This window comes from Rhodothermales bacterium, from assembly GCA_013002345.1.
GTDB lineage: Bacteria > Bacteroidota > Rhodothermia > Rhodothermales > JABDKH01 > JABDKH01.
Window position 1 is genome coordinate 1 of sequence record JABDKH010000333.1, and the last position, 2024, is coordinate 2024.

The 2024-nt window shown below is 59.3% G+C and carries 2 protein-coding genes; both read left to right on the plus strand.

Annotated elements, in window-relative coordinates; genetic code table 11:
- The first annotated feature begins 47 nt into the window (after positions 1-47).
- On the plus strand, positions 48-914 hold the full coding sequence (gene rfbA / locus HKN37_15860; protein NNE48127.1) for a glucose-1-phosphate thymidylyltransferase RfbA: 867 nt from the start codon (positions 48-50) through the stop codon (positions 912-914).
- A gap of 28 nt (positions 915-942) precedes the next feature.
- Positions 943-2024: nucleotide sugar dehydrogenase (locus tag HKN37_15865; protein NNE48128.1), on the plus strand; the 1082-nt coding region annotated here is incomplete at its 3' end.

Sequence of the window (2024 nt, forward strand, 5' to 3'; positions counted from 1 at the left end):
AACCGGGATTGGTTTGAGCGACAGTACGAGAAGCGTGAGGAGTCGAAATGAAAGGCATCATCCTGGCCGGTGGACACGGCACGCGGCTGTACCCGATCACGTCGGCCGTCAGCAAGCAGCTTCTCCCGGTCTACAACAAGCCGATGATCTACTACCCGCTGTCCATGCTCATGCTGGCGGGGATTCGGGAGATACTACTGGTTTGCCTTCCCGACGAGCGGTCGCGCTTCGAGCGTGTTCTCGAAGACGGATCGAAGTGGGGCTTAAGCATTTCGTACGCGGAGCAGGCGGAGCCTCGAGGTCTCGCGGAGGCGTTCTTGATTGGTGAGAAGTTTCTGTCTGGTGGGCCGGCCACGCTCGTTCTCGGCGATAACATCTTCTACGGCCGCGGACTCTCCGGCATCCTGCAGTCGTGTGCGAAGCTTACGTCGGGTGCGACAGTCTTTGCCTACTCGGTGAAGGATCCGGAGCGATATGGTGTTATCGAATTTGATGATGATGGGGTTGCGGTCAGTCTCGAAGAGAAGCCGGACAAGCCCAGATCGCAGTACGCTGTACCCGGGATCTATTTCTATGACGAGACGGTTGTCGACCGTGCCCGCTCGCTGAAGCCATCATCTCGAGGCGAGCTCGAGATCACCGACCTCAATATCTCTTATCTCCGTGACGGAGAGCTGCACGTGGAAGTGCTCGGGCGCGGAATTGCCTGGCTCGACGCGGGTACGCACGAGTCGCTTCTGAGCGCTTCCGGCTTCGTTCATGCTGTAGAGGAACGGCAGGGTATGATGATTTCGTGCCCGGAGGAGATCGCATATCGGATGCGCTATATATCGCGCGAAGCGCTTGAGGCACAGGTCTCCGCGATGCCGGAAAATGACTACTCGCGGTATCTCCGCGATCTGATTCACGATTGATCAAAACGCTCAAATAAGAATGACAGACATGGTGCAGAAGGGATCAGGGTCGGCGGCCGACCTCAAACAGCGCATTCAGTCGCACGACGCCGTTGTCGGCATTGTGGGTCTCGGCTACGTCGGCCTGCCTCTCGTGGTCGAGTTCTCCCGCGTTGGTATGAAGACCATCGGCCTGGACGTCGACACCGACAAGGTCGAGAAGCTGAACGCAGGCGTGAGCTACATTCAGGATATTCCGAGTTCGCACATCGCTCCGATCGTCGAATCGGGTCATTTCGAAGCGACCGTCGATTTCGATGCGTTGTCTCAGGTGGACGTCGTGTTCATCTGCGTCCCGACGCCGATTACGTCGAGTAAGGAACCGGACATGACGTATGTGCGCCTGGCGTCCGAAGCGGTTGCAGCCCGCCTGCACAAGGGGCAGCTCATTATCCTTCGCAGCACGACCTATCCGGGTACTACCGAAGACGTGCTGCTTCCCGAGCTCCGCAAGGCGGCCGATCCTCACGGTTGGGAACTGGGCGTCGACTACTTCGCGTCGTTCAGCCCGGAGCGGGTTGATCCCGGTAACACGACCTGGACTACCGCCAACACGCCGATCGTCGTGGGTGGCGTCACGCCCGTATGTACCGATCTGGCCGCGACCGTGACAGAGCAAATCGTGGCGAACGTACATCGCGTATCGAGTCCGCGAGTCGCGGAGATGGAAAAACTCCTCGAGAACATCTTCCGGTCGGTGAACATCGCGCTCGTTAACGAACTTGCTCGTCTGTGTGACCGCATGGGCGGACTATCCATGTGGGAAGTCGTGGACGCGGCCGCGACCAAGCCGTTCGGCTTTATGCCGTTCTATCCGGGTCCGGGCCTGGGTGGACACTGCATCCCGATCGATCCGTACTACCTCTCGTGGCTGGCGCGACGGTACGACTTCGAGACGAACTTCATCACGCTTTCAGCGCGAACGAACGAGGAGATGCCGTACTACGTGGTCGACGCCGTCATCAAAGCGGTGGCGATGCAGCCGGTTGCCTTGCGAGACGCCAGCGTACTCGTCCTGGGTGCTGCGTTCAAGCGTAACGTCGACGACGTCCGCCATTCGCCGGCCATCCG

What these genes read in the sequence shown, in the direction of transcription:
- rfbA (NNE48127.1), top strand. Translation starts at nt 48, where the DNA reads ATGAAAGGCATCATCCTGGCCGGTGGACACGGCACGCGGCTGTACCCG.